General features: G+C 67.8%; 25 protein-coding genes. 11 read left to right on the top strand and 14 right to left on the bottom strand.

Annotated features, from left to right (window positions below; translation table 11 throughout):
* Positions 1 to 16: 16 nt before the first annotated feature.
* The 6 genes from GR168_RS03255 to GR168_RS03280 form a co-directional block, all read right to left on the bottom strand.
* On the bottom strand, positions 17 to 373 hold the full coding sequence (locus GR168_RS03255) for a DUF485 domain-containing protein (protein WP_058251329.1): 357 nt from the start codon (positions 371 to 373) through the stop codon (positions 17 to 19).
* A 173-nt stretch (positions 374 to 546) separates the two neighbouring features.
* On the bottom strand, positions 547 to 2,310 hold the full coding sequence (locus GR168_RS03260; protein ID WP_068970520.1) for a cation acetate symporter: 1,764 nt from the start codon (positions 2,308 to 2,310) through the stop codon (positions 547 to 549).
* Positions 2,307 to 2,705 (bottom strand): hypothetical protein, encoded by a 399-nt coding sequence (locus GR168_RS03265; RefSeq protein ID WP_065630123.1) that lies wholly within the window; start codon positions 2,703 to 2,705, stop codon positions 2,307 to 2,309. Before GR168_RS03265 ends, GR168_RS03260 begins: the two co-directional genes overlap by 4 nt.
* The gene (locus tag GR168_RS03270; protein ID WP_159370012.1) at positions 2,698 to 3,513 is read right to left on the bottom strand and encodes a LytTR family DNA-binding domain-containing protein; all 816 of its coding nucleotides are present in this window, start codon (positions 3,511 to 3,513) and stop codon (positions 2,698 to 2,700) included. Before GR168_RS03270 ends, GR168_RS03265 begins: the two co-directional genes overlap by 8 nt.
* Positions 3,514 to 3,592: 79 nt before the next feature.
* Complete coding sequence (locus GR168_RS03275) at positions 3,593 to 4,783, bottom strand: histidine kinase (RefSeq protein WP_137808569.1); 1,191 nt, start codon at positions 4,781 to 4,783, stop codon at positions 3,593 to 3,595.
* Positions 4,776 to 5,369 (bottom strand): TetR/AcrR family transcriptional regulator, encoded by a 594-nt coding sequence (locus GR168_RS03280; RefSeq protein ID WP_159370013.1) that lies wholly within the window; start codon positions 5,367 to 5,369, stop codon positions 4,776 to 4,778. Before GR168_RS03280 ends, GR168_RS03275 begins: the two co-directional genes overlap by 8 nt.
* A gap of 81 nt (positions 5,370 to 5,450) precedes the next feature.
* Here GR168_RS03280 and GR168_RS03285 point away from each other — a divergent pair, with 81 nt between their 5' ends.
* Positions 5,451 to 6,401, top strand: a complete 951-nt coding sequence (locus GR168_RS03285; protein ID WP_159370014.1) for an SDR family NAD(P)-dependent oxidoreductase — start codon at positions 5,451 to 5,453, stop codon at positions 6,399 to 6,401.
* On the opposite strand, the gene GR168_RS03290 is transcribed toward GR168_RS03285, so the two are convergent.
* The 6 genes from GR168_RS03290 to GR168_RS03315 form a co-directional block, all read right to left on the bottom strand.
* Positions 6,395 to 7,924 (bottom strand): polyamine aminopropyltransferase, encoded by a 1,530-nt coding sequence (locus GR168_RS03290; RefSeq protein ID WP_159371808.1) that lies wholly within the window; start codon positions 7,922 to 7,924, stop codon positions 6,395 to 6,397. The genes GR168_RS03285 and GR168_RS03290 overlap by 7 nt on opposite strands.
* A gap of 100 nt (positions 7,925 to 8,024) precedes the next feature.
* Positions 8,025 to 8,450 carry a DUF350 domain-containing protein gene (locus GR168_RS03295; protein WP_068970523.1) on the bottom strand — a complete coding sequence of 142 codons (426 nt, stop codon included), beginning with the start codon at positions 8,448 to 8,450 and terminating at the stop codon, positions 8,025 to 8,027.
* Between the two features lie 57 nt (positions 8,451 to 8,507).
* Positions 8,508 to 9,041 carry a DUF4247 domain-containing protein gene (locus GR168_RS03300; RefSeq protein ID WP_065630125.1) on the bottom strand — a complete coding sequence of 178 codons (534 nt, stop codon included), beginning with the start codon at positions 9,039 to 9,041 and terminating at the stop codon, positions 8,508 to 8,510.
* Positions 9,038 to 9,586, bottom strand: a complete 549-nt coding sequence (locus tag GR168_RS03305) for a DUF2617 family protein (RefSeq protein WP_159370015.1) — start codon at positions 9,584 to 9,586, stop codon at positions 9,038 to 9,040. Before GR168_RS03305 ends, GR168_RS03300 begins: the two co-directional genes overlap by 4 nt.
* Before the next feature lie 59 nt (positions 9,587 to 9,645).
* Positions 9,646 to 10,281, bottom strand: coding sequence for a DUF4178 domain-containing protein (locus GR168_RS03310; RefSeq protein ID WP_068970516.1), 636 nt, complete (start codon positions 10,279 to 10,281; stop codon positions 9,646 to 9,648).
* 70 nt (positions 10,282 to 10,351) lie between these two features.
* A complete protein-coding gene (locus GR168_RS03315) occupies positions 10,352 to 11,257 on the bottom strand; it encodes a TIGR03621 family F420-dependent LLM class oxidoreductase (protein WP_159370016.1) in 906 nt (301 codons plus the stop codon).
* A gap of 232 nt (positions 11,258 to 11,489) precedes the next feature.
* On the opposite strand from GR168_RS03315, the gene groL reads away from it, so the two are divergent.
* Positions 11,490 to 13,115 carry a chaperonin GroEL gene (groL, locus tag GR168_RS03320; protein WP_159370017.1) on the top strand — a complete coding sequence of 542 codons (1,626 nt, stop codon included), beginning with the start codon at positions 11,490 to 11,492 and terminating at the stop codon, positions 13,113 to 13,115.
* 51 nt (positions 13,116 to 13,166) lie between these two features.
* On the opposite strand, the gene GR168_RS03325 is transcribed toward groL, so the two are convergent.
* Positions 13,167 to 13,550 (bottom strand): VOC family protein, encoded by a 384-nt coding sequence (locus tag GR168_RS03325; RefSeq protein ID WP_159370018.1) that lies wholly within the window; start codon positions 13,548 to 13,550, stop codon positions 13,167 to 13,169.
* Positions 13,551 to 13,576: 26 nt separating this feature from the next.
* On the opposite strand from GR168_RS03325, the gene GR168_RS03330 reads away from it, so the two are divergent.
* From GR168_RS03330 to GR168_RS03365, 8 genes are all read left to right on the top strand, one after another.
* A complete protein-coding gene (locus GR168_RS03330) occupies positions 13,577 to 13,975 on the top strand; it encodes a helix-turn-helix domain-containing protein (RefSeq protein WP_159370019.1) in 399 nt (132 codons plus the stop codon).
* A 44-nt stretch (positions 13,976 to 14,019) separates the two neighbouring features.
* Positions 14,020 to 14,679, top strand: coding sequence for a DsbA family oxidoreductase (locus GR168_RS03335; RefSeq protein ID WP_159370020.1), 660 nt, complete (start codon positions 14,020 to 14,022; stop codon positions 14,677 to 14,679).
* A 441-nt stretch (positions 14,680 to 15,120) separates the two neighbouring features.
* A complete protein-coding gene (locus tag GR168_RS03340; protein WP_159370021.1) occupies positions 15,121 to 16,182 on the top strand; it encodes an IS110 family transposase in 1,062 nt (353 codons plus the stop codon).
* A 328-nt stretch (positions 16,183 to 16,510) separates the two neighbouring features.
* A complete protein-coding gene (locus tag GR168_RS03345; RefSeq protein ID WP_159370022.1) occupies positions 16,511 to 17,437 on the top strand; it encodes an MSMEG_6728 family protein in 927 nt (308 codons plus the stop codon).
* 361 nt (positions 17,438 to 17,798) lie between these two features.
* Complete coding sequence (locus GR168_RS03350; protein WP_159370023.1) at positions 17,799 to 18,824, top strand: alpha/beta hydrolase family protein; 1,026 nt, start codon at positions 17,799 to 17,801, stop codon at positions 18,822 to 18,824.
* A 28-nt stretch (positions 18,825 to 18,852) separates the two neighbouring features.
* Positions 18,853 to 19,656, top strand: a complete 804-nt coding sequence (locus GR168_RS03355; protein ID WP_203235890.1) for a tyrosine-protein phosphatase — start codon at positions 18,853 to 18,855, stop codon at positions 19,654 to 19,656.
* A 154-nt stretch (positions 19,657 to 19,810) separates the two neighbouring features.
* Positions 19,811 to 20,332, top strand: a complete 522-nt coding sequence (locus GR168_RS03360) for a hypothetical protein (protein ID WP_171011521.1) — start codon at positions 19,811 to 19,813, stop codon at positions 20,330 to 20,332.
* A 30-nt stretch (positions 20,333 to 20,362) separates the two neighbouring features.
* Positions 20,363 to 22,561: a glycoside hydrolase family 3 C-terminal domain-containing protein gene (locus GR168_RS03365; RefSeq protein WP_159370025.1), complete on the top strand. Its 2,199-nt coding sequence runs from the start codon at positions 20,363 to 20,365 to the stop codon at positions 22,559 to 22,561.
* Positions 22,562 to 22,594: 33 nt separating this feature from the next.
* Here GR168_RS03365 and GR168_RS03370 read toward each other — a convergent pair whose 3' ends face one another.
* Positions 22,595 to 23,572: a LuxR C-terminal-related transcriptional regulator gene (locus GR168_RS03370; RefSeq protein WP_058251311.1), complete on the bottom strand. Its 978-nt coding sequence runs from the start codon at positions 23,570 to 23,572 to the stop codon at positions 22,595 to 22,597.
* Positions 23,573 to 23,895: 323 nt separating this feature from the next.
* Here GR168_RS03370 and urtA point away from each other — a divergent pair, with 323 nt between their 5' ends.
* Positions 23,896 to 25,128: an urea ABC transporter substrate-binding protein gene (gene urtA, locus GR168_RS03375; RefSeq protein ID WP_343213058.1), complete on the top strand. Its 1,233-nt coding sequence runs from the start codon at positions 23,896 to 23,898 to the stop codon at positions 25,126 to 25,128.
* Positions 25,129 to 25,150 lie beyond the last annotated feature (22 nt).

Genomic DNA, 25,150 nt, shown 5'->3' on the forward strand with positions numbered 1-25,150 from the left:
GGTACGGCAGTGGTGTTCACAGTGCGGGCCCGCCTTCCATCTCATTGCGGATCGCCTCGGCCTTCGGGTCGAGATTGCGATTGGCGAAGCGTACGTACATGCCGGTGATGACGAAGGTGCTGACGAACTGCAACAGACCGAGGATCAGGCCGAGGTTGATGTTGCCCCAGACCTGGGTCGCCATGAAGTCATGGGCGAAGGCGCCGAGCAGCACGTAGAGGGCGTACCAGATCAGGAAGAACGCGGTCAGCGGGAAGACGAACTTCCGCAGCGTCCGCCGCAGCTCCTGGAACTCCGGACTGGCCTGCATCTCGATGAACTCTTCGCCGGTCGGCGCGTGTGGCGCCGGTGGTGGTTGGTCGACGGTCGACACGTTTCCTCCCAGGGTGACGTGGCCACATGTGTGATGGCTCTACGGAAGTCAGCCTGAATGAGGTGCAGATCACAGACAATCGGGTGGCCTGGGTCACACGCCGAAACCCGCGGTCCGTGCGCCGGACGGTCGGTGAGATCCGACGAACGGCGAACGGTCACCTGTCCGAACGGTCAGGTCGTCCGCTCGTCCGGGGCCCGTCCCGGGGTGCGATCGAGCCCCATCCCGACGCGTTCCGGGACGTGCATCCGGGCAAAGGTCCGTGCGAGGTCGACGGGTACCCGTCCCCGGGTTGCCTTGCTGACCAGCACCATCGTGCCGAACGCGAGTGGGACCGTCACGGCGGCCGGGTAGCCGATCACGACCGCAAGCCACCCGCCCAGCACGTCGTCGTCGACGACCCCGGCGATCGCCAGCATCGTCGCCGACCCCGACGACGCGCCGCCGACGACGAGTCCGGCGATCGCGCCGACGGCCGTGAGTCCGCGCCACCAGATCCCGAGGACCAGCAGCGGGCACAGCGTCGACGCGGCGACGGCGAACACCAACCCGACGGTGCGGGACAGTTCCAGGGACGCGGCGGCCAGCGACAAGCCGATCGGGATCAGTCCGCCGATGACCGCGGCCACCCGGAAGTCGCGCACCCGGCCGCGCAGCAGGTCGGTGGCGAGCGCCCCGGCGACCGACACCAGCAGTCCCGACGACGTGGCGAGGAAGGCGGCGATCGCCCCGGCGGCGACGAGCGCGGCCAGGATCTGACCGGCGATCCCGCCGACCGCCGCGCTCGGCAGCAACAGGACCGCGGCGTCGGCGGTGCCGGTGATCAGCAGTTCGGGGACATAGAGCCGTGCGAACACCCCCAGCAGGATGGGGAACAGGTAGAACAACGAGAGCAGTGCGATGACGGCCAGCGCGGTTCGCCGCGCCGATCGCCCGTCGGGGTTGGTGTAGAAGCGCACCAGCACGTGGGGCAGACCCATCACGCCGAGGAACATCGCGATGATGAGCGACAGCACCTGGTACAGCGGGTGACTGCCGCCGAAGCCCCCGCCGGGGGCGATCCAGTCCGCGTTCTGTGCCGGCGCGCCCGCGACGACCGGAGTGGCCGCACCGGCGTCGAGGAAGATCGTCGAGCCCGCGGAGATGACGTGGGGTCCGGTGGTGTCCACCGGCGCGTCGTCGACGACGACCCCGTCGAGCGTCCCGGTGACCCGCACGCCGGTGGTCTCGGCGACGGTGACCGAGACGTCGGTGGTCACGTCGACGGTCGTCGCGGTGGTGATGCGCGGCGGCGCGGGTTCGCCGACGGGAGTGGGGTCCTGGGCGAAGACGCCGATCAGGACGAGCGCGGGGACCGCGATCGCGGTCAGCTTGAGCCAGTACTGGAAGGCCTGCACGAAGGTGATCGATCGCATGCCGCCGCCCACCACGTTCACGATCACGATCAGTCCGACGCCGACCACGCCGGCCCACACCGGTGCGCCGAGAAGGATGTTGAGGGTGAGTCCCGCGCCCTGGAACTGCGGGATGAGGTACAGCACGCAGACGACGACCACGACGAGCATCGCGGTCTTCCGTGCCGCCGGCGAGGCGAGGCGGAACTCGGCGAAGTCGGGCACCGTGTAGGCCCCGGAACGACGCAGGGGCGCGGCGACGAACAGCAACAGGCCCAGGTAGCCGGCGGTGAACCCGACGGGGTACCAGAGTGCGTCCGCACCGTACTTCGCAATGAGGCCCGCTACGCCGAGAAACGATGCTGCCGACAGGTATTCACCGGAGACCGCGGCGGCGTTCCAGCGTGAGCCGACGCTCCGCGACGCCACCAGGAAGTCCGACGTGGTCCGTGAGAAACGCCCGCCCCACGCGCCGACCGCGATCGTGGCGATGGCAGCGGCGAACAGGCCGATCGCGGTGAGGGCGTGGACGTCGGTCGTCACGGCGGGCCCGGTTCGGGTGCGTCGGACAGATCGTCATCCACGAGGCCCATGAAGTCGCGTTCGGCCTGCTCGGCGAGGTGGACGTAGAGCCGTCCGGTCAGATACAGGAGTGGGAAGGCGAGTACTCCCAGCATCAGCCAGATGAGTCGAATCCCGAAGACGCCGGCGTCGGCGATCCCCGGAAACGCCCAGGCGGCAACGGGTATGGCGGCAGCAACGGCGAGCAGGGCGCCCCCGAGCCGCAGGCCGAGACCGAGTTGGGCGCGCATGAGGCCGCGGACGAGCGCGTCGCCGACCTCGGTCTGTTCCTGGACCTCGACGCGGGTGCGGACCATTCGCGCCCCGCGGCGGGAGGCGAGCACCACCCGTTCGCGCTGAGGCGGGTGCTCAGCCATCGTCCCGTGCGGTGGGGGAACGGTACTGGCGCAGCGGGTCCCGGATGAGGCGGTCCTTGAGTTCGCGGACCTGTCGGCGGCTCACGGGCAGCTCGACGGCCTCGGACGCGCCGTTCGCGCGGACGCACACCACCGTGCCGCCGCCGACCGTCCGCAATCCGGTGACCATCGGCAGCGCGACGAGGTAGGACCGGTGTACCCGGGCGAATCCGGTCTCCTGCCAGCGGGATTCGAGCGTCGACAACGGGATGCGGACGAGGTGTGCGCCCGAGTCGGCGTGCAGTCGGGCGTAGTCGCCGACGGCCTCGACCCAGGAGATCGAATCGCGCCGGACGAGCGAGGTCACGCCGCTCATCTCCACCGGGATGACCTCGTCCGGTGCGGCGCGACGCTCCGGGCGAACGGTCGGTTGCGCGGGCTCGGGTGCACGCTCCCGACTGTCGAGGCTCGCGCGGACCCGGTCGACCGCCTGGGTGAGACGTTGTTCGCGTAGGGGTTTGAGCAGGTAGTCGACCGCTCCGACCTCGAAGGCGTCGACGGCCCGGTCGTCGTGGGCCGTGACGAACACGATCGCCGGGGGCGAGGCGTATTTCGCGAGGACGCCGGCGAGTTCGAGTCCCGACAGGCCGGGCATGTTGATGTCGAGGAAGATCGCGTCGATGCGGTGCTCGTTGAGTTCGCGGAGGGCGCCGGTGGCGTCGGACGCGGAGCGGACCTCGGCGACGTCGTCCTGCCGGTTCAACAGGTAGCCGAGCTCGTCGAGAGCTGGTGGTTCGTCGTCGACCGCGAGTACGACCAGTGCGGTCATGGAACACCTCCCGCCTCGACGACAGCCCGCAGTTTACCGCCCTGGAGTTCGGGCACCGTCGGAACTCCGGCGTTGCGTTTCACGCCCGGATGCCCGCGCGGAACTTCGGGACACGCATCCCCACCTTGGTGCCGGCGCCGACCGCCGTCTCGACGACGAGGCCGTAGTCGTTGCCGAACGCGGCGCGGAGCCGGTGGTCGACGTTGGTCAGGCCCACGTGGGCACCCTCGCTGTGGTCGAGGGCGTCGAGAGCGCCGCTGCGCAGGAGCTCCGGTTCCATGCCCACGCCGTCGTCCTCGACCGTGATGACACAGTCGGTGCCCTCGTCGGCCGCGACGATGGTGATCGTGCCGCCGCCCTTCGACGCGAGACCGTGCCGGACGGCGTTCTCGACGAGCGGCTGCAAGGCGAGGAACGGCACGACGACGTTCAGGACCTCCGGTGCGACATGCAGTTTGACGTCCAGGGCATTGCCGAAGCGGGCTCGTTCGAGGGTGAGGTAGCGGTCGATGTTCCGCAGCTCGTCGGCAAGCACGGTGTATTCGCCGGCGGCCCGGAAGGAGTATCGGGTGAAGTCGGCGAAGTCGAGGACGAGATCGCGCGCCCGGTCGGGGTCGGTCCGCACGAACGAGGCGATGGTGTTGAGCGCGTTGTAGATGAAGTGCGGACTGATCTGCGCGCGCAGGGCGAGGACCTCGGCGCGGTTGAGCCGTGCGCGGGATGCGTCGAGGTCGGCGAGTTCGATCTGGCTCGACGCGTACCGCGCGACTTCGGCGATGGCGCCGAGCATCCCGGGTCCGGGGCGTCGCGTGGTGGCGACCACGAGGACCCCGACCCCGACATCGTCGGCGAGGAGCGGCTGGGCCACCAGCGCGCGCACGGGCGACTCGGCGCCGCTGGGGTCGGTGAGCAGCACGCGTCGGAGGTCACCCAGCGCGGACGACGCCGCACGGTCGGCGTGACCGAGCATCTCGTCGTCCCAGATGGCCTCACCGTCCGGCTCGTGGGCGAGGCGGCTCGGTTCGCCGTCGTACAGTGCGACCGCTTCGGCGCCGGTCAGGGTGTGCAGGTGCGGCAGTGCTTCGCGAGCCGACTCCGCCGACAGTCCGGTGCGCAGTGAGCGGGCGGCGAGCGACGCGGTGTGCAGCGCCAGATGAACTGCCCGCTCGGCCGGGGTCCGCACGACGCGCCGGGTGCGGATCAGCGCGACTGCGCCGACGCACGCGAGCACGCCGAGGAGAACGAGAGCGATGGTCACGCCGCTAGACATCGATGCCCCGATCAGCGTCCGTGGTGTGCGGCAACGACGACACGGCGAGGTCGATGAGGGTGTGCCGATCGGCGTGCCACTTGTCGGGCGGCAGATGGCCGTGGGTGTCGAGGTCGGTGAGGCCGTGGGCCGCCGCGAAGAGCAGCGCTGCGTGGTGTCGCGCGGCATCGGCGCCGACGATGCGGCCCACGAGGGACACCAGGCCGTCCTGAGCGCGTGCCGCTGCGGGGATCGACGGCGTGCCGGCCGGGGTCGCGAACATGAGCCGGTACAGGTGCGGCCGGCCCAGTCCGAGGTCTGACAGCGCGTGCAGCGCCGATCGGACCGCATCCTCGGGCGACAGTTCCGGGTCGGCGGCGATGGCGTCGAGACCGTAAGCGACGACCGCCCATGCGTCGGTGGCGAGGGCCGCCAGCAGTTCCTCTTTCCCGATGAAATGGCGGTAGGCGGCCGAGCGGGAAACCCCGGCGCCACTGCCGACTTCGCGTAGGGTCACCGCCTCCGGCCCGCCGCGGTCGAGAAGTGCCGACGCCGCGGCCAGCAGTGCCTGCCTGGTGTGTGCCGCGCTCTCCGCCCTCGTGGTCATCACCCGACCCTACAGTTGACATCGTCAACCGAATGGCGTCTTCTTGTGTTGACAACGTCAACTCAAACGGCGGGAGCCGCTATGACTCGACCACTCACCCCGAATCCGGACTGGACGCTGGTCATGACGGGAGCCACCCGCGGGCTCGGTCTGGTCGCCGCCCGGTCCATCGTGTCGACGGACCGGTCATGTCATCTCGTGGTACTCGCTCGCGGCGGCGGACCCGCGGGATTCGTCGACGGCTTCGGCGAGGGCGCCGGGCGCGTCATCGCCGTCGACACCGATCTCGCCGACACCGCCGGGACGATGAGGGCGGCGGCGGAGATCCGGCGGATGCTCGACGACGCGACGTTGCCGCCGCTGCGCGGGCTGGCGGGCAACGCGGGCATCCAGTACCTCGACGACGAGCACGTCACCGCCGACGGACTGGAGGCGACCTTCGCGGTCAACGTACTCGCGAACCACCTGCTGATCGGTGAGCTCGTCCGACATCTGACCCGTGGCTCCCGGATCACCATCACGGTGAGCGACACGCACTTCGGCGATCTCCGGCACAACCTCGGGATGGTACCCGCGCCGCGGTGGACGAGCCCGGCACGCCTGTCCCGCCCGGGTGCGTTCGGGCGTTCGAGTCCGGCCGCCGGCCGCACCGCGTACTCGACCAGCAAACTGGCGGCCATCCATCTCGTCCACGAGTGGGCGCGCCGGCTCCCCGACGGCGTCGAGATCGTCTCGTACAACCCGGGTTACGTGCCCGGTACGGACCTGGCCCGGGCGGCGAGCGCACCGCAGCGTTTCGCGAACAGATGGGTCCTGCCGGGGCTGACCCTGGTCGGCCCGTTCGATCGGGTGCCGACGGCCGGTCGACGGCTCGCCGAAACGATTCTCGGTGTACCGCAGGCGGTCACCGGTGCCTACATCGATCGCGGACGGGTGTCGGAGTCATCCGCGGACAGTCGTGACCCCGATCGTGAGCGCGACCTGTGGGATCACCTGGAGTATCTGCGCGTGGAGACGTTCCGGCGTCAGTAGGTCGCCCACTCGCCCTGTGCGTACCGGAGAATACGCGGGTCCATGAGGGTCGACGGCGGCAGATCCAGTCGCTGCCGATCCAGTGGGAAAACCGTTGCTGCTGCCAACTGTTCAGGACTGAGGAACCGGAGGGGTCCGGGTGCCGCCACGGTCGGGGTCACCCTGCCCCCGGCGCCGGCCAGGTGGAATCCCCAGTCGCCGAAGGCCGGTACGTCGACGTGGTACGGGGTCGGGTCCAGTCCGGCCGCGCGCATGGTCGAGGCCACGCACCAGAACGACTTCGGCGCGAAGTACGGGGACCCGGCCTGGACCACGGTGCGGCCCGCCTCGGCGAGATGCGCCCGGACCATCGCGTAGAACTCGGTGGAGTACAGCTTCGCGGTGGCCGAGTCGTCGGGGTCGGGCATGTCGACGATGATGACGTCGAACCGGCGGTCGGTGCCGCGCAGCCAGGAGAAGGCGTCGGCGGCGATCACCTCGGCTCGGGGGTCGGTCATCGAACCCCGGTTCAACGTGGTGAGACGCTCGTCGGTCCGGGCGAGTCGGATCATCTCCGGGTCGAGTTCGACGAGCGTGACGTCGCGGGCGTCGGGGTAGGTGAGCACCTCGCGGAGCGCGAGTCCGTCACCGCCGCCGAGGATCAGCACGGAGTCGTGGTTCCCGGACATCGCCGGATGCACCAGCGTCTCGTGGTAGCGATGCTCGTCGACCGAGGAGAACTGCAGGTCGCCGTTCAGGTACAGGCGGGTGTCGGCCGTTGCGCCGAAACGGTTCTCGGTGATGACGATGTCCTGGTACGCACTACGTTCGGCGGCGACGATGGGATCGCGGTACAGCGCTTGGCGCGCGGTGATCTCGAAGCGGCCGGACAGCAGCAGGCCGGCGATCAGGACGGCGACGACGGCGACGGCCGACGCGGAGAGGACACCCATCTGGGTGCGCGACAACGACTTGCGGAAGATGACGAAGACGAGGAAGCAGCCGGCCGCGGCGTTGACCAGCCCGACCACCAGAGCACCCCGCAACTGGCCGAAGAACGGCAGCAACAGGAACGGGAAGCACAGGCCGCCGATGAGGGCGCCGATATAGTCGACCGCGAACATGTCGGCGACCGCCGAACCCGCCTCCTGGCGTCGAATCCGTTGCAGCAGAACCATCAGCAGCGGGATCTCGGCACCGATCAGGATGCCGAGCACGAAGGCCACCAGGACGAGGGCGGGCGTGTACAACTCCAGGTAGGCGAACGCCGCGTAGAGCGCCATCACCGACAATCCGCCGATGAGGGCGAGCAGCAGTTCGATGACCGCGAAGGCCGTGACCGATTGTGGCTGGAGCGGTTTCGCGGCGAGTGACCCGATGCCCATCGCGAAGACCATGACCGCGAGGACGATCGACGCCTGCGTCGCGGTGTTGCCGATCAGGAACGAGCCGAGCGAGACCAGCGCGAGCTCGTACACCAACCCGCAGGCGGCGCAGACGAAGACGACGGCCAGCAGTCCGGCGCGGGCGAATCGCGGTCGCATCGCCAGCACGTCCGGAACGGGTTCGGTCGTCACCGGTTCGGCATCGGCGGCAGCGGAGTCGTGACCGGTCACGGACAAACGGGGGAGTGCGGGAACCCGGTCACAGGATGGAGGCGGCCACGATGATCGACACCCCGATGTGTGCGACGCCCTGCACCCACACCGCCGGGTGGCTCTCCGGGTGGACCAGCAACTCGCCGAGATTGCCGGGGGTCAGCAGGTCGATGACGAGGAAGGTCACCGCCATCACGACCAGGCCGATCGCCGAGTACACCGCGGTGTAGGTGAGCCCCTCGAGCAGTCGTCCCTCGCTCGCGACGATGGCGGCGGTGACGATCACGGCGACGGCGAGCATGTTGGAACCCACCAGGATGCCGGCGTTGCGGTTGCGGTCCGTCCACAGCTGCGAACGGAGCTTCCCGGGCGTGAGCAGGTCGAGGATGCCGAACGAGACGATCATCAGGATCACGCCGACACCGGCGTAAGCGCCTGCAGCGTAGGCGTTCTCAGCGATATCAGCGAGCATGGTCTTCTCCGTTGGTTGGTCGGACGAATTCGATGGCACGTGCCGGACGGACGACGATCATTTACCGCCACCACCGCTCCCGCCGCCGCGGTTTCCGCTGCCGCTACCCGCATAGCGGGGGGTCGGGACCCAGAACGCGCCGACGTAGGGGTGGTAGTGGTGATACCCCGACCGGTAATCCCGGCTGAGCATCACCCGGGTGGCGCCGGCCGCCAGCGGGAACAGGCCGACGAGGTAGTCGGGGTATTGGAGGAACTGCGTGCCGGCGATGTTGCCCGTGCCGGTGGCGCCGCTCCGCTGGTCGCTGGGACGTTCGGCGTCGCGGATCTCGGCCGCCACCTGCTCCGGGGTCCCGTCGGCAACATAGGCGTCGACGTCGCCCTCGTCGAGGGAGGTGTCGCGCTCGTAGTTCTGCGTGATGTAGTCGCGCGCCGACCCCCCGATGCCGCCGCCACGGGCAACTCGCGCGGTGCAAGCACCGATCAGCGCGAAGATGGTGAGCACGACGATCACGCCGATGATGATGTTGCGGGTCTTGTTCAGACGGCGGCGCGGGTCCGGTGGGCCGCCGGGCGGTGGTTGCCCGGTCATGGGCGGGCCACCGGACCGCGGTCGATCCTGCTGGAGGTGATCACGACCTCGGCGGCCTTGGGATAGGTGTGCCAGGTGTGCCAGCTGATGGAGTCATCGGTGGACTCCGACACGATCGCGGTGACGGCGTGCGGCTCCCCCGGGAAGCGACCCATCACGCACGGATGTCCGGTGGCCAGCTGTTCGGTGACGCGAACGCTCAGCTGTTCGACGAGTGCGGCGAGCTGGTCGGGATTGACCTGTTCGACACGGGAACTGAAGTAGTAACCGCTCTCCTGGAAACTCTCCGGCAGTGCCGAGGTCACCTCCGGCAGGCAGGCGACGGTCTCGCAGATCCGCTGCACCCCGTCTTCGACGAGTACCTGATGGCTCGCGCCGAGCAACCGCACCGACACCGTGATGCCGTCGATCTCGCGATCCTCTTGTGCCAGGGGCTCCTGCAAGGGTGCGCTCAGCGAGAAGCCGAGCTGGCTCGCGCTGGTGTCGGCGTAGGCCACCGCGAGTTGCGCGGCGGGGTCGCCGGGATGTTCGGAATTCTCGGTCATGCGGTGTGGGGTCTCCGTGCTCAGGGCGTCGTGTGGATGGGCGGGCGTCGGGGCCCCCGTCAGGGTGTTTCCGGAGCCGGGTTGGTGGGGTAGATGCGGTAGTCCGCGCGGGACAACAGTTCGCCGCGGGCGCATTCCCAGCCGCTGCCGTAGTCCTCGAAGGACAGACGGTCGTCGCCGGCCTGGTAGTCGTGATAGGCCATCCGGCCCGAGGTCGCGACGCCGGTGGTCCCCGCGGAGGTGAAACGCGCCGAGCCCGCCTCCTCCGACTGGTATCGACGCCCCTCGAGCTCCACGGTGTCGGGGCCGGGGGTGACGGCGGCACCGGGTACCTCGTGCCACAGCACGACCTCGAGGTCGGGATCGTCCTCGACCGATATCCAGGCCTTGGACCCGACACCGGTGTCGAGGAAGTTCTCGGTCCAGGTGTAGCCGTCCTGCGTCAGGCGCAGGGTGCCCCGGACCGCGTAGGTCTGACCGCGCAGTTCGACGAGGTCGCCGGGTTTGAGATCGCGGGGGTCGCCGTAGACGGAATCGTCGTCGGCCGACGAGAACGGATCGCCGGGGCGATAGGTCCGCTCACGCAGGGCGTCCTGCTCGGCCTGCCGGGCCCGCCGATTGCCCAGGAAGTTGAAGATGACGACCACCGCGATGATCGCCAGCAGCGCCACGATGATGATCAGCAGGAATTCCACGGTTCAGACCCTAGTCGACCGGCAGCTTGCGGGACGTCGGTCGTCGGGGGTGCGAATGACCGTGACCGCCTCACCGCCCTCCGGCGTCGACGGCGTGCAGCTCCGCGATCACCGGGGCGAACACCTCGAGCGCGGGTTCGAGCACGGTGAGATAGCTGATCCCGGTCCGCTCCCGGAGGTCGACGAGGCGGGCGGCGATGTCGGAGACCGATCCGATGAGCACCGACGGCAGGCCCAGGAACTCCTGAGCGCTCATCGACAGTTCGTGCTTCGCGAGAAGCTCGTCGGCCACCGCCGTCGGATCATCGGTCACGGTGACGATCTGTAGCAGGAGGTTCCACTCCACCTCGACGGCGCGGTCCCCGGCGGCGGCGCGTGCGAAGCCCACCCGTTCGTCGAAATCGCCGGCGGACAGCGGTTCCAGATCGCCGTCGGGTCCCGTTCGGGCCGCGGTGAACCCGACGATGTCGGCGTGTTCGGCGGCCATCGTCAGCACGCGGTCGCCGTTGCCGGCGAGCAGGAGCGGAATCCTCGGCTGCACGGGTCGGGGCTGATGATCCTCGTCGGCGAGCAGCTCTGTCACGCGGGCGGCGGTCGCCGACAGGTGATCGACGCGCCGGCCCGCGGACCGGTATTCGATCCCCGCTGCGTCGAACTCCTCCCGGGCGTAGCCGGTGCCCAGTCCGAGTTCCACGCGGCCGTCGGACAACCGGTCGACGGTGGCGGCGTCCCGGGCGAGCAGCGCGGGGTTGGTGAACGCGGCGTTGAGGACGAACGGGCCGACGCGCAGGCGCTGCGTCGCGGTGGCCGCGACGGCCAGTGCCGGCCACGGGCTCGGGATGCCCAAGTGGTCGGGGACGAGCAGGACGTCGTAGCCGAGTTCCTCGACCGATCGGGCACGCGTCTGCCACGACGACGCGGTGTCGGCCGCGAGCATGTTGACCCCGAACCTGAACTCCCTGAAGGCGAGTGACATGTCCTCAACGTAGTCAGCGTCGCGGCGGCCGACCACGCAGCCGACCGGGACACCTGATCCAGCCTTGCACTCGCACTGGTCGAGTGCTAAAAACGAGGTTGGCACTCGCGAGCTGTGAGTGCCAGGTCGGGACGGTGAGGCCGGTACCGAATGACACACCGGTCGTCCGTCGCGGGCACCGAGTTCCGGCCATACGAACCTAGTGTCACCCCCTTCGGAGGATCACTTACCCATGGCCAAGCAAATTGCGTTCGACGAAGAGGCCCGTCGCGGCCTCGAGCGGGGCCTCAACAGCCTTGCCGACGCCGTCAAGGTGACGTTGGGACCCAAGGGTCGCAACGTCGTCCTGGAGAAGAAGTGGGGCGCCCCCACGATCACCAACGATGGTGTGTCCATCGCCAAGGAGATCGAGCTGGAGGACCCGTACGAGAAGATCGGCGCCGAGCTGGTCAAGGAAGTCGCCAAGAAGACCGACGATGTCGCGGGCGACGGCACCACCACCGCCACCGTTCTCGCCCAGGCTCTCGTCCGTGAGGGTCTGCGCAACGTCGCCGCCGGCGCCAACCCGCTGGGTCTGAAGCGCGGCATCGAGAAGGCCGTCGAGGCCGTCACCGAGTCGCTGCTGAAGAGCGCCAAGGAGGTCGAGACCAAGGAGCAGATCGCTGCCACCGCCGGTATCTCGGCCGGCGACGCCTCGATCGGCGAGCTCATCGCCGAGGCGATGGACAAGGTCGGCAAGGAAGGCGTCATCACGGTCGAGGAGTCCAACACCTTCGGCCTGCAGCTCGAGCTCACCGAGGGCATGCGCTTCGACAAGGGCTACATCTCGGGTTACTTCGTCACCGACGCCGACCGCCAGGAAGCCGTCCTCGACGACCCGTACATCCTGCTGGTCTCGGGCAAGGTCTCGACCATCAAGGACCTGCTGCCGCTGCTGGAGAAGGTCATCCAGGCCGGCAAGCCGCTGCTGATCATCGCCGAGGACGTCGAGGGCGAAGCTCTCTCGACCCTCGTCGTCAACAAGCTCAAGGGCACCTTCAAGTCCGTCGCCGTCAAGGCCCCGGGCTTCGGTGACCGCCGCAAGGCCATGCTGGCCGACATCGCCATCCTCACCGGTGGCGAGGTCATCAGCGAAGAGGTCGGCCTCTCGCTCGAGGGCGCGGGCATCGAGCTGCTCGGTACCGCTCGCAAGGTCGTCGTGACCAAGGACGAGACCACCATCGTCGAGGGCGCGGGCGATCCCGACGCCATCGCCGGTCGTGTCGCCCAGATCCGCGGCGAGATCGAGAACAGCGACTCCGACTACGACCGCGAGAAGCTGCAGGAGCGTCTGGCCAAGCTGGCCGGCGGTGTTGCGGTCATCAAGGCGGGCGCGGCCACCGAGGTCGAGCTCAAGGAGCGCAAGCACCGCATCGAGGACGCCGTCCGCAACGCGAAGGCTGCCGTCGAAGAGGGCATCGTCGCCGGCGGTGGCGTGGCCCTGCTGCAGTCGGAGCCGGCCATCGACGCACTCTCGCTCGATGGTGACGAGGCCACCGGCGCCAACATCGTCAAGGTCGCCCTGTCGGCTCCGGCCAAGCAGATCGCGATCAACGCCGGCCTCGAGCCGGGCGTCGTCGCCGACAAGGTCCTCAACTCGCCCACCGGCACCGGCCTCAACGCCGCCACCGGTGTGTACGAGGACCTGCTCAAGGCCGGCATCAACGACCCGGTGAAGGTCACCCGCTCGGCGCTGCAGAACGCAGCCTCGATCGCGGCTCTGTTCCTCACCACCGAGGCCGTCGTCGCCGACAAGCCCGAGAAGAACGCCGCACCGGCCATGCCGGGTGGCGACGAGATGGGCGGGATGGGCTTCTGATCTCCTGATCAGATCCCTGCGTCCACTCACGCAGCACCAACCGAAGGCCGGTCACCCAAGCGGGTGGCCGGCCTTCGGCGTTCCGAGCACGGCTTCGGCGACTTCCCGCGACCACTGGACATACTCGAGGACCGCACCGTCGGGATGGCGAAGGTAGGCGAATCGTCCAGTCGCGCTCTCGGATCCGGCTCCGCCGCTGACCTGCGAGATCAAGGCGTCGAGATCGTCGACGATGACCGGTCCGACGGTCGACCGGTAGGCCTCGACGTCGTCGTCGGCTCCCGCGATGAGGAGGAAGTCGCCGACGGCGGCGAGTTCGGCCCTCTCGAAAGCGAATCGGAGATCGGCCGATGCACCGACGATCGTCTCGTACAGCGGAAGCGACTCGTCGAGGTCGGCGACGAATATCCTGGCGTAGGTCTTCAGCACTCGCATCGACCCCACGCTAGGAGCGCAGGCGGATGAGCGGCAGTACGCACTTCGATGTGAGCGGGGACGCCGCGCCGTCGTCCGAGGCCGAAGAGCGCGCCCGGCACCTCGCGCGGTCGGTGTTCACCGTCGTGTCGACGAAATGGGGTCTGACCGTCCTCGAGGAGATCCGGCAGCGACCCCGCCGGTTTCGTGAGTTGAAGCGATCGATCGGGACGATCAGCGACAAGGTGCTCACCCAGACGCTGCGCGATCTCGAGGCGCACGGCCTGATCCATCGGCACGACCATCGCAGCGCGAATCCGCGGGTGGACTACACCCTGACGGACGCCGGCCGCGACCTCGTCTCGACGGTCCACGGCCTGTGCGACTGGTCGCGAACGCATCTCGACGACCTGCTCGACGCGCCTGGGGCGGCTGATCGGGTGTGACGCACTCCGGGAACGTTCTCGATCCGCGAGGTGTTGAGAGGGCAATGAGCGCTCCCATCACCGTCGACATCTGGTCCGACATCGCCTGCCCCTGGTGCTACATCGGCAAACGCAAGTTCGAGGCGGGCCTCGCCGAGTTCGACGGACGCGACGACGTCGAAGTGACCTACCACAGCTTCGAGCTCGCACCGGATACGCCGGTCGACTTCGACGGTTCAGAGGTCGACTTCCTCGTCCGGCACAAGGGCATGCCGGCCGATCAGGTCCGGAGGATGCTCGACCAGGTCCGCGGGATCGCCGCCGAGGTCGGTCTCGACTACGACTTCGACCGGCTGCAGCACACCAAGACCCTGAAAGCGCATGAGGCCCTGCACTTCGCGAAAGCGCATGGCCGACAGGCGGATCTGGCCGAGCGTCTGTTCCAGGCGTACTTCGAGCAGGGGCGCCACGTCGGCCGCGCCGACGAACTCGCCGATCTGGCGGCCGATGTCGGTCTCGATCGCGACGCCGTGCTGGCCGCGCTCGAGTCGGGCGAGTACGCCGCGGCCGTCGAAGCCGACATCGACCAAGCCCGTGCATACGGGATCAGCGGGGTTCCCTTCTTCGTGATCAACGGCAAGTACGGCATCTCCGGAGCCCAGGCGCCGGAAACCTTCGCGCAGGCCCTCGACAAGGTCCGCGCCGAGGAGCCCGATCGTGTCTGACCCGGTGGTGCCCTTCGAGATGATCGGCGACGACGACGCGGCGGTCTGCGTCGACGGCGTGTGTGCGGTGCCGGAGGTCGGGACCGACGCGTCGGACTCCGCATCCGACTGAGCCCCGAAGTCCGAGCGTCGATCACCTCCTCGAGGCCATCGCGGGCTTCGGCTGACGCTGCGCGGCAGTAGATCGCACCCACCGCTGGTTTCAGTGTCAGGGTTGTCTAGCCACTTCGGTGGTGGTTGGGTTCTGACCATCAGGCATCTGGCTCTACCGCTGGTTACCGCCCCTGGCTGTATTGGGCTGGTGTTGGCTCATTGTGCCGATGCCTGGTGTGTCAGGACCGGCCGGCGTGACTTGATAGGAGCGTGGCATCGCCCCGACTGAGATGTGTCCGCCGACCGGCCCGACTGTCGCCACTCCACTCTGACAGGAAGGCATCTCCCATGATCGTTATCGGTGCCGATGTGCACAAGCGCACACACACCTTCGTCGCGGTCGACGCCGTCGGTAAACAACTCGGATCCACGGTGGTGCCGGCCACGACGGCCGGTCACCGCACAGCCATGCAGTGGGCTCACGCTCGTTTCGGTACCGAGGTGTTGTGGGCCATCGAGGACTGCCGCAACATGTCGGCCCGGCTCGAACGCGACCTGCTGGGCGCGGATCAGAAGGTGGTGCGGGTAGCGCCGCACTTGATGGCCGAACATCGGCGTACCGGACGTGAACGCGGCAAGTCCGATCCGATCGACGCGTTGGCTGTGGCTCGGGCCGCTGCACGCGAACCCGACCTTCCGGTGGCGTCTCACGATGCCGTGTCCTACGAGATGAAAGCCCTCGTGGACTATCGGGATTGCCTTGTGCGCGAACGAACCTCGAAGATCAACCGGGTGTTGTGGCGGGTGCATCAACTCGATCCCGAGTACCACATCAAAAAGGGTGGGTTGACGGCGAAGAAGCATCAGAAAGCGCTGCAAACCTGGCTGGAGCCTCACAGCAGTGTCGATGCCCGCCTGGCAGGCAAGGAAGTCGCCGCCATCTACGACCTGACCGTGGAGATCAATGAGGTCGAAAAGGAGATCACCAAGAAGGTTTCCGACGCGGTGCCCACCCTGTTGGCGATGCCCGGCTGTGGCGCGCTCAGCGCCGCGAAACTCCTCGGCGAATCCGCCGACATCACCCGCTTCCCCGGGGAGGCCCAGTTCGCCCGCCACGCGGGAATCGCCCCAGTGCCGGTGTGGTCGGCCAACCCCGGACGCCATCGACTCACCCGGTCGGGCAACCGCCAGATCAATGCCGCGATCCACCGCATCGCGCTGACCCAGGCACGCATGCCCGACACCCTCGGCCACGCCTATTACGAGAAGAAGAAGGCCGAAAACAAGACCCCTCGCGAGGCGATGCGCTGCCTCAAACGCCGCCTCACCCGCGTCGTCTACAACCACCTCACCACCGACCACCACGCCCGCACCCGCAAAGCCGACAACCCAACACCCGCCGCCGCTTGACATAGGAGCTATGAGCCGGTGAGGAGCGAAGCGAGGAGCCGAGTCGAAGCCACCGAGGTGACCTCGGTCCACGTTGTGCGGCAGTGGATCGCACCCACCGCTGGTTGAGCCGGTGACGAGCGAAGCGAGGAGCCGAGTCGAAGCCACTGAGGTGACCTGGGTCCACGTTGTGCGGCAGTAGATCGCACCCGCCGCTGGTTGAGCCGGTCCTGGTGTGACGCCGGGGCCGGGATCGCCGATCTTCGGTAGCAGCTGACAACTCTGAGTTCGGCGCCGCGCGGAGCTCCGCCGGGTGTGAGCGCCCGTCCGAAGTGGGTAAGCGGGCGCCATGCAGACGTTCCTGCCGTACCCGGACTTCCGACGCTCCGCCGAGGTCCTGGACCCCGCGCGCCTCGGTAAGCAGCGCGTGGAGACGTTGCAGATCCTGCGGGCGCTCGAACTCTTCGATTACGGCTGGGCCAGCCATCCCGCGGTCACGATGTGGCGCGGGCACACCCCGGCGTTGGTCGCCTACGGGCTCGCTTTCGTCGACGTGTGGACCGGCGGCGGTCGTGCGGACACTACTGCTCCGATGATCGCCGAGTTTGCGCCCGAGGTGGTGGGTGCGTCCCAAGCCGAGCTGACCGCGCAGGGTCTGATGCCCGCGTGGCTCGGCGACGACCGACTCCATCGCAGTCACCGTTCGGCGCTGCTCCGCAAGGCGCCGGACTTCTACGGCTCCGTGTTCGCCGACGTCGACATCGACGACGAGATGCCGTACTTCTGGCCGGAGCCGCCGGCCACCGACGCGCACGATCTGGACGAACCGACCCGCTCCGTGTGGATCATCCGGGCCGGATCCGACGAACAGTTCGCTCAGTTCCGACGGCGGCAGATCGTCGGATTGGGCGTCGAATCCGGCATCGACGCCGACGCGTCGGTGGGCACCGAGACCGGCCTGCGCGTGTTGCTGAAGGAGCGAAGTCCCGGGCGGCGGCCGGGCAAGGACCTCCGCGTGCTCGCGTCGTTCGTCTCCGATCTGCGGGTGGGGGACGAGGTCGCCGTCGTCGACCCCACCGATCCGGACGTGCTGCCCCTGGGGACGTTGATCGGCGAGTACGAGTTCTCCCGCCGCGGCAGGGCGCTCACCCCGCATCGGCGTCGGGTCCGCTGGACTGGCACCCTCGAGCGGTCGGCCGTCGCCCCGCCGGCGCTGCTCCAGAATCCACGCATGATGTTTCCGGTGTCGGTGCGATCAGAGGCGGTCCGGTTGTAGTCCGATCGGCCGAATCTGGCACCGGGTGGTCGGTGAATGCGTTCCCTGCGCCTTTCGAAGTGGCCGGTCGTTTTCGACGGCAGAGACGAGTCCGGCCGGCGCACTCGCACGAGATCAGCTGTTCAGGAGCACGACGTCTCGACCGGCCGGGATTAGTCATCGTGAAATCGCCTCCAATAATGACGATGGTGTGCGCAATCGCGAGGTGAACAGCGATGGCCCCGGCCGTGGTAATCCGGACGGGGCCGTCTCCGGTGCGTATGGTGAAACGTATTCGGATCGATATCTGCGTGTGTGAATTCCGTTGTCGAGACGGCGGCGCGGTAGTGATGTGAGCATGTAGTGATGTGAAGGGACTGTGATGTCCGCAGTGGGTGGTCAGTTCCGCCGACGCCTGGTCGCCACAACGGTCTCGATTGTTGTACTCGTTGTCGCGCTTGCGTTTCCGTCGTTCGCCGGCGCTGACTCGGGAGATTCCTCGTCCCGGGCGAAGGCGCTGGCCCGCGCTGTCGCCGATGGCCGGGTCTTGGACCTGTCGGTGTATTCGCCGTCGATGAAACGTCACGTACCGGTCCGGGTTCTCGTGCCCGCCGACCGCTCGGTGCCCCGACCGACGCTGTATCTGCTGAATGGCGCGGGTGGCGGAGAGGGTACCGGACACTGGTTCGAGCAAACCGACATCGTCGATTTCGTCGCCGACAAGAATGTGAATGTCGTCGTGCCGATGCGCGGCGCGTACAGCTATTACACCGACTGGGTGAAAGTCGACCCGGTGCTGGGGCGAAACAAATGGACAACGTTTCTGACCAGCGAATTACCGCCGCTCATCGATCGGAAGCTGAACACCACCGGCGTGAATGCGATCGCGGGGATCTCCATGGCGGGAACGTCGTCGCTGAGTCTTGCCCAAGCCGCACCTCAGCTCTACCGCGCGGTCGCCTCCTACAGCGGTTGTGCGGAGACGAGTACGAATCTCGGCCGACTCGCCATCCGCGCGGTCGTCGAAGGACGCGGCGGTGGCGACATCGCCAACATCTGGGGCCCGGTCGGCTCCCCGGGGTGGCGGGCGCACGACCCGGTCGTCAACGCCTACAAGCTGCGCGGCAAGGCGATCTACATCAGCACCGGCACGGGGGTCCCCGGACCGCACGACCGGTTGCAGGGCCAGGGAATCGACGGGAAGACCACGATCTACATCGACCAGATCGCGGTCGGCGGCGCCATCGAGGCCGCCACCCACCAGTGCACGCTCAATCTCGCCCGTCGACTCAAGCAACTCGGCATTCCCGCGACCGTCGACTATGCACCGGGGACGCACGCCTGGCCCTACTGGCAGGACCAGCTCGTGAAGTCGTGGCCGATGCTCGAAAGCGCGCTCACCGACTGACCGCCGCACAATCTGTCACGATGTGACCGTGACTGCGACCCCCGGCGCGCCCAGCCCCATCTCCAGCATGCCCAACCTCCGCGATCTCGGCGGCTGGCGGACCGGGGACGGGCAGACGGTTCGATCCGGCGTGCTGTACCGGTCCACGGATTTCTCCGCGCTCGACGCCGCCGACGTCTCCGCGCTCGAGTCGCTCGGCCTGAAGACCGTCTACGACCTGAGATCGGCGCACGAGAGCGAGGCCATCCCCGACCCCGTCCTGCCCGGCGCGTCGAACATCGCACTCGATGTCCTCGCCGATGCGCAGATGTCGATTCCCGCCAACATCGGTGCTGTCCTCGCCGATCCCGCCGTCGTCGCGCAGGCCGACGAGATGCTGTCCGGCGGCAAGGCGCGCGAGATGATCTGCGGGACCTATCGCGAGATGATCACCCTGCCCAGTGCGACGGCGTCGTACACGCAGCTGTTTCGTGGACTGATCGACGGCTCGACGCCGGCCCTCATGCACTGCACCACCGGCAAGGACCGAACAGGTTGGGCCGCAGCGTCTCTGCTGACACTGCTCGGGGTGCCGAAGGACGACGTCTATCGCGACTACCTGCTCACCAATGAACGTCTGATCCCGTCGCTCACACCCATCTTCGACGGGTTCGCCGCCGCCGGGGGCGATCCCGAGCTGCTCGTCGGCGTGCTGGGCGTCGACTCCGGCTATCTCGACGCCGCGTTCGGCGAGGTGGACAAGCGGTACGGCGGAATCGAGGGTTACTTCGGCGAGGCGTTGGGTCTGGGTGCCGCGGACCAGAAGGCGCTCCGGGACCGTTATCTGACGTAGGGGCTGGCCGCCCGAGACGCTGTGGCAGCGAGGTGTCACCCGCACGGGTGTCATCTGGTCGTCGTGCTTTCACCCGATGAGGGGATATCCGCGGATGGCAGGTCGCGTTAGCGTCGGAACCACCCCCGAAACGACTCGACTGCCGGAGAAATCGATGCGCACAACCACTTTCGTTCGAGCTGCCCTCATCCTGGCCGCGACGGCGACCGCTGCGGTCGTCCCGGCCGCGATCGCCGATGCCGCGCCACTCGAGTCCGGGAGCCTCGACGGCGGAAGCGTCGACGGGGGCAGTCTCGAGGAATACGGTCTGGGCGGCCTCGACTATTTCGGGAGTCTCGGGGGCAATCAGGCTCCGCCGTCGACCCAGCGGTGCAACTCCGAGACCAAGTCCGGCGGCTACGGTGTCACCGAGACCCGGCACATCCTCGGCCTGCGAGGCCCGACGAGCTTCACGCTGAACTACGACACCTACGACATCCCGGACGAGATCCGGGTGTTCTACGGTGGCCGGCAGATCTACAACACCGGTTACGTCGGAGACGACATCAACCAGGGAACCGGCAGTGTCCGGATCACGGTTCCACCCGGTGGCGACACCTCGGTCGTGGTTCGAGTGACCGGGCCGGACCGGAACACGGAGTGGGACTACACCGTGAACTGCCCGGGAGCGAGCTGACCGCCCGACGATCGTCGGTAGTGTCTTGGAGTGAGTGAATTCAGCTCGACCGAGAAGGCCGCGTTGGGCAGCGGCGCCGATTTCTGGACCACCAAATCGGTCGGTTCCGTTCCCGCGCTGACACTCACGGACGGTCCGCACGGGGTCCGGAAACAGACCGGCGCCACCGATCACCTCGGCCTCGCCGGCAGCGAACCCGCCACCTGCTTCCCGCCCGCGGTCGGACTCGGCCAGAGTTGGGACACCGAGCTGATCCGTCGTGTCGGCGAAGCGCTCGGCCGCGAGGCACGCGGTCTCGACGTCGACGTGCTGCTCGGCCCGGGCGTGAACATCAAGCGAGATCCCCGGTGCGGCCGCAACTTCGAGTACTTCTCCGAGGATCCGTTCGTCACGGGCCGGCTCGGCGCGGCGTGGGTGAGCGGCGTACAGAGCATCGGGGTCGGCACGTCGCTCAAACACTTCGCGCTGAACAACGCCGAGGACGACCGGATGCGGTCGAGTTCGGACGTCGACCCGCGCCCGATGCGGGAGATCTACCTCCGCGCCTTCGCGCACATCATCCGCACGGCGAACCCGTGGACCGTGATGTGCTCCTACAACCGCATCAACGGCACGTACGCGGCGGAGAACCGGTGGCTCCTCACCGACTTGTTGCGGGGTGAGTGGGGCTACGACGGCGTGGTGGTCTCCGACTGGGGTGCGGTCGCCGACCGCGTTCGGGCGGTCGCCGCCGGCCTGGATCTCGAGATGCCCGGCCCGGGGGACCGCACCGACGCGCAGGTCGTGGACGCGGTCCGGAACGGAACCCTCGACGAGGCGGCGCTGGACCGGTCGGCCCGGGCGGTCCGGGAACTCGCGGAGCGGGCCGCCGCGGGCCGGGCGAACCGGTCCGTCGTCGACTTCGATCTCCACCACCGACTCGCGCGCGAGGCCGCGTCGCGGTCCATCGTCCTGCTCAAGAACGACGGCGATCTGCTCCCGTTGAGCCCCGGACGCTCCGTCGCGGTCGTCGGCTCGTTCGCGCACGACCCCCGTTATCAGGGCGGCGGCAGTTCGCACGTGAACCCGACGCGCCTCGACGTACCGGTGGACGAGATCCGGGCAGCAGGCGGCACGGTGACCTACGCCCCGGGTTTCAGCACCGACGGCTCGCGGGTGGATACGGCGGGCGCGTTCGCCGCGGCGGCGGGCGCCGATGCCGCCGTGCTGTTCCTGGGACTGGCGGCCGCACAGGAGTCGGAGGGCTTCGACCGCGACGACATCGAACTGCCGGCGGACCAGGTCGAGTTGCTGACCGCGATCCTGGCGGTGCAACCGCGAACGGTGGTCGTGCTCGCTCACGGAGGCGTCCTCCGCCTCGGATCGATCGCCGCGGCCCCTGCAATCCTCGACGGCGCGCTCCTCGGCCAGGCCGGGGGCGGGGCCATCGCCGACGTGCTCTTCGGGGTCGTCAACCCGTCGGGTCGGCTCACCGAGACCGTGCCGGTCAGGTTGCAGGACACCCCGGCATACCTGAATTTCCCGAACGAGAACTCGCACATCCGCTACGGCGAGGGCATCTTCGTCGGCTACCGCTGGTACGACGCCCGGGACATCGAGGTCGCCTACCCGTTCGGGCACGGATTGTCCTACACGACCTTCGAGTACTCGGATCTGTCCGTCGCATCCGATGATCCGGGCGTCGACGGAGTGGTCGTCGGGGTGACGGTGACCAACACCGGTTCTCGAGCCGGACGTGACATCGTCCAGGTCTACACGTCGAAGCCGGACTCACGAGTCGGACGACCGCCGCGCGAGCTGACGGGCTTCGCGACCACCCGCGGCCTCGAACCAGGTGAGTCGCAGACCATCTCGATCGCAATCGACCGCAACGACCTGGCCTGCTGGGACACCCGCGTCGACCGCTGGATCGTCGAACCGGGTGAGTACGGCGTCGAGGTCGGCGCGTCGAGCCGGGACATCCGGCTGACCACCACCGTCGAGATCGCGGGCGACGAGGTTCGCCTCGCGATCGACGAGAACTCGACCTTCGGCGAGGTCCTGGCGAATCCTGCTGCGGCGCAAGCGCTCGCGTCCAGATTCGAGGACAACCCGCTGACGAGCTCCGACGACGCCCTGGGCGTCGACATGGCACGGATGATGGCGTCGATACCGCTCGGACGCCTCGCCGGGTTCGGGATGCGCGACGAGGACATCGCCGCGATCATCGCGGCGGCACGCGCGGACTGACCGGCCGGGTACCTCCGACACCACGCCGGCGATTCAAGGTTGCATCTGGAGTCCGCTGAGGAGACCGTGCTGATGCGCCAGCGTTGCCAGTCCGACGCGGTTGGCGACCCCGGTCTTGCCGAGTAGATGCTCTATGTGGCGGCCGACTGTCTTGGCGCTGATTACGAGCGCAACGGCGATCTGCGCCGAGGTCAGACCGTTCGCCACCAGGGTGAGGACCTCCAGCTCCCGTCCGGTGAGGTCGAATGGGAGCGGCTCGGGCGTGGCGAAGGTCAGGGCCACGGGGGTGGCGGCCCGATATCGCGGCGTCGCCGGGAGCAGCCGGACCAGATGCCAGGTTCCCCCGGGGTCGCACCATCGGAACTTGCGCTCGGTACCGGCGAGTCGTGCGACGATCGAGAGCAGTTCGGGGTCGACATCTGGTATGAGCTGATCGTGCAGGGCCCGGCAGTTTCCCGACCTGTCGATGAGCCACGCGGGGCTCCCTGGAGAGAGGAAGTCAGCCACCATCACCGGACGCATCGTCGTGTCGAGAAGCGACGCGACACTGCTGCGGAGCTCGTTGATCTCGGTGACGTCCACGTCGCGGGGGTAGCGGCGGTCGTCGGAATTGACGTGCAAGGTCCCGGCATAAGTGCCCTGTGCGGTGACCAGGCGGGCGGACAGTCCCTCGTCGAATCCGGCCGGGGTGAACACGTTGGTGACCGAGTGGGTCCGTCGGTACCCGGGGAAGTCACGCCAGCGCAACGCGCCGGAGCGGGTTCTCTCCATCTCTTTGAACAGCGGGTCGTTCGAGACGAACCAGCTGTTGAAATGGCTCATGACTGAATCGGGATAGTCGTGATTGGCGAGGGTCAGGTGCCGGCCCGCGACCGGATCCCACAGACTGATCGCGCTTGCCGACGACGACACGCGCTCACCGAGCGCGCACAGCAGTTCGTCGGCACGCGTGTTGAGGTCGGCCGCGCTCCCCAGTGCCTCATGATAGGGCCCGGTGGTCGACGATCTCATGCGCTCTCCGTAACCCCCCGACGATGATCATTCGATGGGTTGCATTGTTCCGCAAGCGCGTTTCGGCGATGTTTCACATCAGGCCGGCGACGCAACACTCGTTGTCGATCTAGAAACCAGCAGTTAACAATCGAAGTGGGAAAGATGGGGAATTCTCCCGATTCGCGCGGCAGGTCTCGGTCCTTAGATTCGAGGCACGGGTCGCACACCGCTGTGCGGCCGGTGACCGATTGATCTCAGACGGCCCGGAGCAGCAACTCCGGCCGACAAGCCAGGAGTTACCGATGACCACGGACTCTTCACGTGAACGTTCCCGATGGCGCATGACGATGTCGATCACCGCTGTGGCGGTGGCCGGTGTCATGCTGTCCGCGTGCGGGAGTGCGGCTTCCGACAGTGACAGCGCCGCAGGCCGCGTCGACTGTCTCGATACGAGCGGAGATTCGGTCGCGGTGGGATCGATCAACTCGCTCAGCGGTGGTACCGCAGTGAGCGAAGTCGTGATCCATGACGCCATCACGCTCGCCGTGGAGCAGATCAACGCGGACGGAGGTGTGCTCGGAAAGCAACTGCGGCAGATCTCCGAGGACGGTGCCTCCGATCCCGCGATCTTCGCCCAGAAGGCCCAGAAGCTCGTAGCGAGCGACTGTGTCGCAGCAGTTTTCGGCGGATACACCTCTGCCAGCCGGAAGGCGATGCTCCCCGTGTTCGAGGACACCGGTGCGCTGCTCTACTACGGCCAGCAGTACGAGGGGCTGGAGAGCTCTCCGAACATCTTCTACACGGGTGCCACGACCAATCAGCAGATCATCCCCTCACTGGACTACCTCCGCGAACAAGGAGTGAAGTCGATCTACCTCGTGGGCAGTGACTACGTCTTCCCCCGCACCTCGAACGCGATTGTGCGTGCTTATGCGGAGGAGAACGGAATGACCATCGCCGGTGAGGATTACGCTCCGCTCGGCTCCACCGACTTCTCCACGATCGTCAACAAGATCCGTCGATCCGACGCCGATGCCGTGTTCAATGTGGTTGTCGGCGACTCGTTGGCCGCATTCTTCCGCGAGTACAACAACGTCGGCCTGAACGCATCGACGATGCCGGTCATGTCGATGTGCGTCGGCGAGGAAGAGGTCAGGAGCATCGGAGCCCAGAATCTCGTCGGTCAGTTGTCGTCGTGGAATTACTACCAGTCACTGGACAATCCGGTGAACGACGAGTTCGTTGTCGCCTTCAAGGAGCGGTTCGGGTCGTCGAGTGTGACCTCGGACCCGATGGAGTCGGCCTACACCGCTGTGCACCTGTGGAAGCAGATGGTCGAGAAGGCGGATACGTTCACACCGGAAGAGGTGTCCGCTGCTGCGGCCGGCGTCAGTTACGAAGCGCCCGAGGGACTGGTCACCGTCGACGGCGAGAACCACCATGTCACCAAGACGGCGCGGATCGGCCGAGTGACCGCCGACGGTCAGTTCGACGTGGTGTGGAGTTCTGACGGACCGATCGAACCCGACCCTTTCCTCGACAGTTATCCGTGGGCTGAGGGCGTCGGGGCCTGACCCGCTGATCCCGGACGTGTCG

Source organism: Gordonia sp. JH63, from assembly GCF_009856645.1.
Classification (GTDB): Bacteria; Actinomycetota; Actinomycetes; order Mycobacteriales; family Mycobacteriaceae; genus Gordonia; species Gordonia hongkongensis.

What these genes read in the sequence shown, in the direction of transcription:
- GR168_RS03265 (WP_065630123.1), bottom strand. Translation starts at nt 2,705, where the DNA reads ATGGCTGAGCACCCGCCTCAGCGCGAACGGGTGGTGCTCGCCTCCCGC.
- GR168_RS03270 (WP_159370012.1), bottom strand. Translation starts at nt 3,513, where the DNA reads ATGACCGCACTGGTCGTACTCGCGGTCGACGACGAACCACCAGCTCTC.
- GR168_RS03275 (WP_137808569.1), bottom strand. Translation starts at nt 4,783, where the DNA reads ATGTCTAGCGGCGTGACCATCGCTCTCGTTCTCCTCGGCGTGCTCGCG.
- GR168_RS03280 (WP_159370013.1), bottom strand. Translation starts at nt 5,369, where the DNA reads ATGACCACGAGGGCGGAGAGCGCGGCACACACCAGGCAGGCACTGCTG.
- GR168_RS03285 (WP_159370014.1), top strand. Translation starts at nt 5,451, where the DNA reads ATGACTCGACCACTCACCCCGAATCCGGACTGGACGCTGGTCATGACG.
- GR168_RS03290 (WP_159371808.1), bottom strand. Translation starts at nt 7,924, where the DNA reads ATGCGACCGCGATTCGCCCGCGCCGGACTGCTGGCCGTCGTCTTCGTC.
- GR168_RS03295 (WP_068970523.1), bottom strand. Translation starts at nt 8,450, where the DNA reads ATGCTCGCTGATATCGCTGAGAACGCCTACGCTGCAGGCGCTTACGCC.
- GR168_RS03300 (WP_065630125.1), bottom strand. Translation starts at nt 9,041, where the DNA reads ATGACCGGGCAACCACCGCCCGGCGGCCCACCGGACCCGCGCCGCCGT.
- GR168_RS03305 (WP_159370015.1), bottom strand. Translation starts at nt 9,586, where the DNA reads ATGACCGAGAATTCCGAACATCCCGGCGACCCCGCCGCGCAACTCGCG.
- GR168_RS03315 (WP_159370016.1), bottom strand. Translation starts at nt 11,257, where the DNA reads ATGTCACTCGCCTTCAGGGAGTTCAGGTTCGGGGTCAACATGCTCGCG.
- groL (WP_159370017.1), top strand. Translation starts at nt 11,490, where the DNA reads ATGGCCAAGCAAATTGCGTTCGACGAAGAGGCCCGTCGCGGCCTCGAG.
- GR168_RS03325 (WP_159370018.1), bottom strand. Translation starts at nt 13,550, where the DNA reads ATGCGAGTGCTGAAGACCTACGCCAGGATATTCGTCGCCGACCTCGAC.
- GR168_RS03330 (WP_159370019.1), top strand. Translation starts at nt 13,577, where the DNA reads ATGAGCGGCAGTACGCACTTCGATGTGAGCGGGGACGCCGCGCCGTCG.
- GR168_RS03335 (WP_159370020.1), top strand. Translation starts at nt 14,020, where the DNA reads ATGAGCGCTCCCATCACCGTCGACATCTGGTCCGACATCGCCTGCCCC.
- GR168_RS03340 (WP_159370021.1), top strand. Translation starts at nt 15,121, where the DNA reads ATGATCGTTATCGGTGCCGATGTGCACAAGCGCACACACACCTTCGTC.
- GR168_RS03345 (WP_159370022.1), top strand. Translation starts at nt 16,511, where the DNA reads ATGCAGACGTTCCTGCCGTACCCGGACTTCCGACGCTCCGCCGAGGTC.
- GR168_RS03350 (WP_159370023.1), top strand. Translation starts at nt 17,799, where the DNA reads ATGTCCGCAGTGGGTGGTCAGTTCCGCCGACGCCTGGTCGCCACAACG.
- GR168_RS03360 (WP_171011521.1), top strand. Translation starts at nt 19,811, where the DNA reads ATGCGCACAACCACTTTCGTTCGAGCTGCCCTCATCCTGGCCGCGACG.
- GR168_RS03370 (WP_058251311.1), bottom strand. Translation starts at nt 23,572, where the DNA reads ATGAGATCGTCGACCACCGGGCCCTATCATGAGGCACTGGGGAGCGCG.
- urtA (WP_343213058.1), top strand. Translation starts at nt 23,896, where the DNA reads ATGACGATGTCGATCACCGCTGTGGCGGTGGCCGGTGTCATGCTGTCC.